We start from the raw sequence: 8,267 nt of genomic DNA on the forward strand, positions 1-8,267 counted from the left end.
CCAGATTAATCCGATATTTAGGTTGTAGTGATGAAAGATGTTTTGGAACGCTTCCTGTTTGACAACGCGCCGGTTCGTGGCGAACTGGTGCAACTGGAAGCCACCTATCAGGAAGTGCTCAATCGCCATGATTACCCAGCTATCTTGCGCGAGCGTCTGGGCGAGCTGATGGCGGCTGGCGCTTTGCTGTCGGCGATGCTGAAATTTGATGGCACGCTGATTATGCAAATGCACGGCCCCGGCGCTTTGCAGCTTTTGGTGGTGGAAGTGACCAGCGAGAAAACCCTGCGGGCGACTGCGCGTTGGGATGCCGAGAAAATCGCGGCCGCACCGAGCGATTGGTCAATTGCCGAGCTGCTGGGCGGCGGACGCTTCTTTATTACCCTTGATCCACGCGTGGGTGAGCCATATCAGGGCGTGGTGGGCATGCAAGCGGGCCAAACCGTGGCGCAGATTATCGAGCATTACATGACCCATTCCGAGCAGCTGGATACCCGGCTGTGGCTCGCCTGCCAAGATGGCATGGCTGCCGGCATGATGCTGCAAAAAATGCCCGCGCAAGACGATGCCGAGCAAAGCTGGGAACACTTGGTGACCCTGGCCGACACGGTCAAGCACGAAGAGCTCTTGCAATTGCCACCGCGTGAAACGCTGTATCGCCTGTTCCACGAAGACAGTGTCCGCGTATTCGAGCCGGCAACGCCCCGCTTTGCCTGCACCTGTTCGCGCGAGCGCGTGGGCGGCATGATCAAGCTGATGGAGCGCCCAGAAGTGGATGAGCTTTTGGCCGAACGTGGCCAAGTGCATGTGGTGTGCGATTTCTGCGGCAAGGAATACGGCTTTGATGCCGTTGATGTCGGGGCGCTGTTTGCCACCCATGAAGCGCCGGGTAGTACCGCGATCCAATAATGGGTATATCGCTCTGGCCTTTTAATATCAAGCGCTAGCAGCCGATACCCCTCAGAGAATAACCGGCCGCTTGGCCGGTTTTCTTTTGTGGGGCAGCCTGTCGCGGGATGCGTGCAAAGATTTTTCTTTCAAGGCTTAAAGTATTTTGTCAAGTTGCCGATAGCGCTGATGATGGGGTGTTTCCCCGCCTGAGGTGTTTGCTCCATGCAAATTACGACAAACGTGCCCGCGCTGAATACGCAGCGCCACCTGGCCCAGACCGGTACTGGTCTGAGTCAGGTCTTGTCACGTCTGTCGTCTGGCCTGCGCATCAACTCCGCCAAGGATGACGCGGCCGGTCTGGCGATTTCCAGCCGCATGGAATCGCTGATTCGAGGCGATCAGCAAGCTGTGCGCAATATGAATGATGGCGTTTCCTTATTGCAGACCGCTGAAGGCGCGATGAGTAATGCCGCCGATGTCGTGCAGCGCATTCGAGAGCTAGGCGTGCAAGCTGCCAACGGCAGTTTGTCGGGCTCGGATCGGCAAGCCTTGCAGGCCGAGGCGAATCAACTGCTGCAAAGCCTCAGCACCCAAGCGCAGAATGCCGAATTTAACGGCCAAAAAATCTTTGCCCAATCGGAAAGTAGCTTGGGGGGCGATGCGGCTCGGCGCGGCATTATTGATGGCTTGAAAATGGGCTGGCTGGAAGAAGCCGAAACCCGGATTACCAATCTGCTGGGCATTACCGCCGATGGCGTTGATCTGAATATCGTCTTTGAGCCACCGGCAGGCTCGGGGCTGAGTAATGTAGCGGGCGGCGCTGCAGCGGCCGTCGGTAGTACAACCGGTACAGCCGACGCCAATGGCAAAACTCTGAATATGTTCCTCTGGATTGACCCCGAGGATTTCAAACCGCCCAACCTACCTGATGGTGGTGGCGTGGCAATGGACAATGGCACGGTGTATAGCGACCGGATTATTGCGCATGAAATGGTGCATGCCGTCATGGGGCGCACCATGAACTTTGCCCCCATGGATACGTGGTTCAAAGAAGGGATGGCCGAATTCATCCACGGTGCCGATGAGCGTCTCTTTGCCGATACCTCGGGCGGTACCAGTACGGCGGTGGCTTTAAGCTATAAAACCAACCCCGCCAGCGGCTCGGCGGTGTATAGCGGCGGTTATCTGGCGGTGCGTTATATGCATCAGCAAATTAAAGCCGCCGGAGGGGAGGGGATCAAAGACATCATGACCTACCTTAGCAAAAATACCGGCTCTACCCTCGATCAGGCGCTCACCAATGCCAGCCATGGCGCCTTTGCCAGCTTTAATGATTTTGATAGCAAATTTCTGGCCGCTGCGGCCACGCCGGCCCTGTTTACCAATCTGGGCGTGAACCTCACCAATGCCGATACCGGCGCATTGGGCGGTGCCGATGTGGATGGCAAAGCGCCGCTGAGTAGTACCGACGTATTTAAAGATCAAGGGACGCAATTTAATAAGCAGGTGCTCAAGGGTTTTAAGCAGGTATGGGCGGCGGGCACGACTGGCATTGATGTGCAGGGCGCAACGGGGCTAAAAGAAACGACCTTTCAGGTGGGCAATGGGGCCGGGCAAAAAATCACCGTGCAGTTTGGCGGGATGAGTGCCAAAAATCTGGGGCTGGATGATATCGATCTGGTGAAGCTGCCCACACTGGCGATCGCCCATGCTGATGAAGCGCTCGATTATATTAATGGCGAGCGGGCCAAGGCTGGCGCTAATTTATCGCGCTTGCAGTCGGCGATTAATAATGTCAGCAACACCATCGAAAACAATAGCGCGGCGCGCTCGCGAATCCGCGATACCGACTATGCGCAGGAAACCGCCAATCTCACCCGCCAGCAAATACTGCAACAGGCCGGCACAGCCATGCTGGCACAAGCCAATAGTTTGCCGCAGCTGGCCCTGTCACTGCTACGTGGCTAAGCTTCGCAAGCTGCAATAAAAAACCGCCCTGAGGGGCGGTTTTTTATTGGCTGCTGCTCGCATTTACTGCGCGGCTTGCAGCGCTTTGCTCACAATCTCGTAGGTGTCGGATGACAAACCTTCGTGCGCGCGGATCCGCTCCAGCTCTTGCTTCATCAGCGACTGGCGTTGCGGTTCGACCTTGGTCCAGCGATTAAAGCTGCCAGCCAGGCGCGCGGCCACTTGCGGGTTGATGGCATCGAGCTCAATGATTTTGTCGGCGGCAAAAGCATAGGCATAGCCATCCGCGGCATGGAAATGCTGCAAGTTCAGGCTGCAGAATGAAGTGAGCAAGGCCCGGACCTTATTCGGGTTTTTCAGCGAGAAGGCCGGATGAGCCAGCAGGCTTTGCACGCGGTTTAATGCGCCTGGGCGGCGGCTGGTGGCCTGCAGGGCAAACCATTTATCCATCACCAGCGCATCATCGTGCCATTGCTGGGCAAAATCGGCCAATTGCGCTTCGCCGCCGTCGCGATTGACCAGCGCCTTGAGAGCCGCCAGCCGGTCGGTCATATTGTCGGCTTTGCGATATTGCTCGGCCAGCAGGCTGCCGATCATGGCTTCATCGAGTTCAGCGAGGTAATCAAGGCAGACGTTTTTCAGGCTGCGGCGCGCTACTTGCTCACCGCCGTAGCGATATGGGCTGCCATCATTCAGTTGTTGATAGTGGGCCAATAGCTCTTGGCGCAGTTCGCGCGCAAGCTGCTGTTTCAGGCTGCTACCCACCAGCGCCAGGCGGCTAGGGTCGACGGCGTCCAGTTGCTCGAGCAGGTATTTTTCATCCGGTAATTCCAGCATCAGCGCGACTAATGCTGGGTCCAGCTTACTATTGAGCACCTTGCGATAGGCTTCAATGAAGTTGGCCGGTGCCAGTAGCGGTTGTTCGGCCGGTTGGCGATACAGTTGCAGGATCAGTTTCACTGCCAGCTGGTTTGCCGCTTCCCAGCGGCCAAAAGCATCACTGTCGTGTGCCATCAGGAACAGCAGCTCTTCATCGCTGTAGGCGTAATCGAGCACCACGGGTGCGGAAAACTCACGCGACAGCGATGGCACCGGTGGGCAAGGCACATTGATAAAGGTGAAGCTTTGTTCGGCTTCGCGCAATTCCAGCACCCGCGTTGGCGCGCCGGCAGTGGCTTCGCCCGCGAGCTGCAGCGGCAAATCTTGGCCGCGGCGATCAATCAGACCGACGGCAACCGGAATATGGAATGGCAGCTTCTGGCTTTGGCCCGGTGTGGCCGGGCAGCTTTGGCGCAGGGTAAGGGTATAGCGCTGCGCGCCCGCATCATAAGCCCCGCAGGCCGATACCCGGGGGGTGCCAGCCTGACTGTACCAGCGTTCAAACTGGGTCAGGTCGACTTGATTGGCATCGGCCATCGCGGCGCGGAAATCATCGCAGGTGACCGCCTGCCCATCGTGGCGCTTAAAGTACAGATCCATCCCTTTGCGGAAACCGTCGCGACCAAGCAGGGTTTCGTACATGCGCACGATTTCGCTGCCTTTTTCATACACAGTGAGGGTGTAGAAGTTATTGATTTCCAGATATTCATCCGGGCGGATGGGGTGCGCTTGCGGGCCCGCATCTTCGGCAAACTGATGCGTGCGTAGCACGCGCACATTGTGAATACGCTGTACGGCGCGCGAGCCGATGTCGCTGGAAAACTCTTGATCGCGGTAAACGGTCAGGCCTTCTTTCAGGCTAAGCTGGAACCAATCCCGACAGGTCACGCGGTTGCCGGTCCAGTTGTGGAAATACTCATGCGCTACCACGGCATCAATGCCGTCAAAGTCGGCATCAGTGGCGGTTTCGGGCTTGGCCAACACGTATTTGGTGTTGAAGATATTCAAACCCTTGTTTTCCATCGCGCCCATATTAAAGTCGGAAACGGCCACGATCATGTAAGTGTCCAGATCGTATTCAAGGCCATAGCGGCTCTCATCCCAGGCCATGGCTTTTTGCGCTGCGGCCAGGGCATGATGGCATTTATCCAGATCACCCGGCTCGACATAAATCTCGATGTTGACCGTACGGCCGGATTGCGTGGTGTGTGTACCGGCCAGGTGCACCAGCTTGCCGGCGACCAAGGCAAACAGATAGGCTGGCTTTTTGAATGGGTCTACCCATTTCACCCAGTGACGGTTTTTATCTAAGTTGCCGCTGCCCACGCGATTGCCATTCGAGAGCAGGACCGGGTACTTGCTCTTATCCGCGATAATGGTGGTGGTGAATTTGGCCATCACATCGGGACGGTCGAGGTAATAGGTAATCTTGCGAAAGCCTTCGGCTTCACACTGGGTAAAGAAATTACCATTGCTCTGATACAGGCCCATCAAGCTGGTGTTGTTGGCTGGATCAATGGTGGTAGTGATTTCCAGAATGCCATCTTCCGGCATCTGGGTAATCGTGAGCAGATCCGCTTGCGCTTGGTAAGCGCTGGCGGGCAGAGTGGCGCCATCGAGCTTAATGGCATCCAGTTGCAATGCTTCACCATGCAAAACCAGCGGGGTATCTGCCGCGACATCCTTATTACGCCGGATGATCAGGCGTGAATGAACTTTGGTCTGGGTATCTTCCAGATCGAAAGTCAAATCAACGCGGTCAATCAGATAGTGTGGGGGGGTATAGTCCAGACGCTGGATGGCTTGGCGGCTGCTCATAGGATGCGGCTCTTTTTAGGGCAAATAAAGATTGCAAGATTAACCCCAGCCCGATGGCAAGACAATGACTGAAACCCCCAGTGGCAACTTGCCGACAATCGAGTGCTTTTTCGGCTTTGCGCTGGATCAGATAGAACTAAAAAACTGATACATATTCAAAAAGAATCGTTCTCTTGGATATAGAACGGCGGTATCATGACGGACTATTAGCCGTTTTACCGGATTGACCGCCATGTATATTTACGACGAATACGACCAGAAGATCGTGGATCAGCGCGTTGCGCAATACCGCGACCAGACGCGCCGCTATCTGGCCGGCGAACTGACTGACGATGAATTCCGCCCTTTGCGTTTGCAAAACGGCCTGTATATCCAGCGCCATGCGCCGATGTTGCGCGTGGCCATTCCTTACGGTCATTTGCGCAGCAAGCAGGTGCGCAAGCTGGCTGAGCTGGCCCGCAAATATGACAAAGGCTATGTGCACTTTACGACGCGCCAGAATGTCCAGTTCAACTGGCCGGCGCTGGAAAACGTGCCGGAGATGCTGGCTGAACTCTCCACCGTGGAAATGCACGCGATTCAAACTTCTGGCGCCTGTATTCGCAACACCACTTCGGATCAATTTGCCGGGGTGGCGCATGATGAAATCGTCGATCCACGTCCATGGTGTGAAATTATCCGCCAGTGGTCGACATTCCATCCGGAATTCGCACACTTGCCACGTAAGTTCAAAATCGCGGTCAATGGTGCCAAAGAAGATCGTGCCGCCATCTTGCTGCACGATATCGGCATCAATGTGAAATTGAATGCTGCCGGTGAAGTAGGCTTCGAGATTTTTGTGGGCGGTGGCCTTGGCCGCACGCCGATGATTGGCGATCTGATCAAACCATGGTTAGAGCCGAAACACCTGCTGACTTATCTCAACGCCGTGCTGCGCGTGTATAACCGTTACGGTCGTCGCGATAATAAATACAAAGCCCGGATCAAGATTCTGGTGAAAGCCATGACGCCGGAAGCCTTTGCCGCCAAGGTTGAACAGGAATGGGCGTTTGAAAAAGACGGCCCGCAAACGCTGACCGATGCTGAAATCGCTCGCAATCATCGCTTCTTTACCAAGCCGGCCTACGAAGCCTTGCCCGCCCAAGATGCGGGTTTTGCCGCAGCGCAACGTGATAACGCCGCCTTTGCCCGCTGGGTAGAGCGCAATGTATTCGCGCACCAAGTGGCCGGTTATGCCGCAGTGACCTTGTCGCTGAAGAAAACCGGTGTGCCACCGGGTGATGCAACTGATGCCCAGCTGGATGCAGTGGCCGAGCTGGCCGATCGTTTCAGTTTTGGTGAAGTGCGCGTATCGCACGGGCAAAATCTGATTCTGGCCGATGTGAAGCAAGCCGATTTGCTGGCACTGTGGGAAGAAGCGAAACGCATTGGTTTTGCAACGCCCAATATTGGTCTGCTCACCGACGTAATCTGCTGCCCGGGTGGTGATTTCTGTTCGCTGGCCAATGCCAAGTCAATCCCTGTTGCCCAAGCGATTCAAGAGCGCTTTGATGATCTGGATTATTTATTTGATCTGGGCGAAATCGATGTCAACATGTCGGGCTGTATTAATGCCTGCGGTCATCACCACATTGGCAATATCGGTGTACTGGGCGTGGATAAAAACAATGCCGAGTACTATCAGATCACGCTGGGCGGTCGCCAGGGCGTTGATGCCAAAGTGGGTAAAGTGATCGGCCCATCGTTCGCGCAAGAAGAAATGCCGGATGTGATGAGCAAGATTATTGAAGTGTTTGTGGCTAACCGCGAAGGCGACGAGCGCTTTATTGAAGTCTTTGATCGGATTGGCGCCGAGCCATTCAAAGCCAAAGTCTACGAAGGCAAGCCAATTCGCAAGGAGAAAGCCGATGCTTGAGCAAGCAAATAGCGCAGCGGCCAAAGTAATTGTCGGTCGTGAAGTGGTTGAAAACCGCTGGGTGCGGGTAGTCGCCAACGAAGCAGGGGAGGTATCTCTCCCTGAGCAAGGCGCAGTGCTGGTTCCGTACCAATACTGGCTAGCCAACCGTGATGCACTGGCTGGGCGTGAAGTGGCGGTGTGTTTCGCACCGACCGATGAGCCTGAGTCTTTGCCGGTAGATGCTAATACTTTCAGCATGATCGCCTGCGAATTTCCGGCCTTTACGGATGGGCGTGGTTTCTCAATCGGCCGCTTGCTGCGTGAGCGCTATGGTTTTACCGGCGAATTGCGCGCGGTGGGCGATGTCTTTAAAGATACGCTGAACTATCTTGCGCGCTGCGGCTTTACCGCCTTTGAAGTTCGCGCGGATAAAGATATCTACGAAGCGGTGAAAGGGATTGATGACTTTACCGAGTTCTACCAAAGCAGCGTGGCGCAGCCGGCGCCACTGTTCCTGCGCCGCGCCACGGCCTAAATTGCCTTAGTTCTAACCCTAACACAGCCCGCGTCAGCGGGCTGTGGTGTTTCTAGGCTGGGTTTTGGCTGCTTTTGCGCTGGTGCTGTGATGTTGCTGGCTTTTGCTGCGGATTGTTTTTCTTGGTTTGCTGCGATTTTCTTTGATGTTCGCCTCTTTGCAAATCAATCGCTTATCGACTTGTTGGCGCTTTTTCGTTGGATTGGTGTTGACGTGTTTTCGATGGGTGGGTATAGTTCGGCCTCTCTGCTGATGACGCAGCGAAACAAAACAAGTTTC

Annotated in this window: 6 protein-coding genes; 5 read left to right on the top strand and 1 reads right to left on the bottom strand. The window is 55.4% G+C overall.

Going from position 1 to position 8,267, the window contains the following annotated elements; all coding sequences use genetic code 11:
* Positions 1–30: 30 nt before the first annotated feature.
* Entirely contained in the window at positions 31–909 is an 879-nt protein-coding gene (gene hslO, locus QV747_RS08585) for an Hsp33 family molecular chaperone HslO (RefSeq protein WP_273432742.1), read from the top strand.
* 204 nt (positions 910–1,113) lie between these two features.
* Positions 1,114–2,859, top strand: coding sequence for a flagellinolysin (locus QV747_RS08590; RefSeq protein WP_273432744.1), 1,746 nt, complete (start codon positions 1,114–1,116; stop codon positions 2,857–2,859).
* Between the two features lie 63 nt (positions 2,860–2,922).
* Here QV747_RS08590 and pepN read toward each other — a convergent pair whose 3' ends face one another.
* Complete coding sequence (pepN, locus tag QV747_RS08595) at positions 2,923–5,556, bottom strand: aminopeptidase N (RefSeq protein ID WP_273432746.1); 2,634 nt, start codon at positions 5,554–5,556, stop codon at positions 2,923–2,925.
* Positions 5,557–5,788: 232 nt separating this feature from the next.
* On the opposite strand from pepN, the gene QV747_RS08600 reads away from it, so the two are divergent.
* The 3 genes from QV747_RS08600 to QV747_RS08610 all read left to right on the top strand — a co-directional run.
* A complete protein-coding gene (locus QV747_RS08600; RefSeq protein WP_273432748.1) occupies positions 5,789–7,471 on the top strand; it encodes a nitrite/sulfite reductase in 1,683 nt (560 codons plus the stop codon).
* A complete protein-coding gene (locus QV747_RS08605; protein ID WP_273432750.1) occupies positions 7,464–7,988 on the top strand; it encodes a DUF934 domain-containing protein in 525 nt (174 codons plus the stop codon). Before QV747_RS08600 ends, QV747_RS08605 begins: the two co-directional genes overlap by 8 nt.
* Positions 7,989–8,078: 90 nt before the next feature.
* A partial coding sequence (locus QV747_RS08610; protein ID WP_273432752.1) for a hypothetical protein occupies positions 8,079–8,267 on the top strand: 189 nt, incomplete at its 3' end.

It is taken from the genome of uncultured Chitinibacter sp., from assembly GCF_945957625.1.
GTDB classification, from domain to species: domain Bacteria; phylum Pseudomonadota; class Gammaproteobacteria; order Burkholderiales; family Chitinibacteraceae; genus Chitinibacter; species Chitinibacter tainanensis.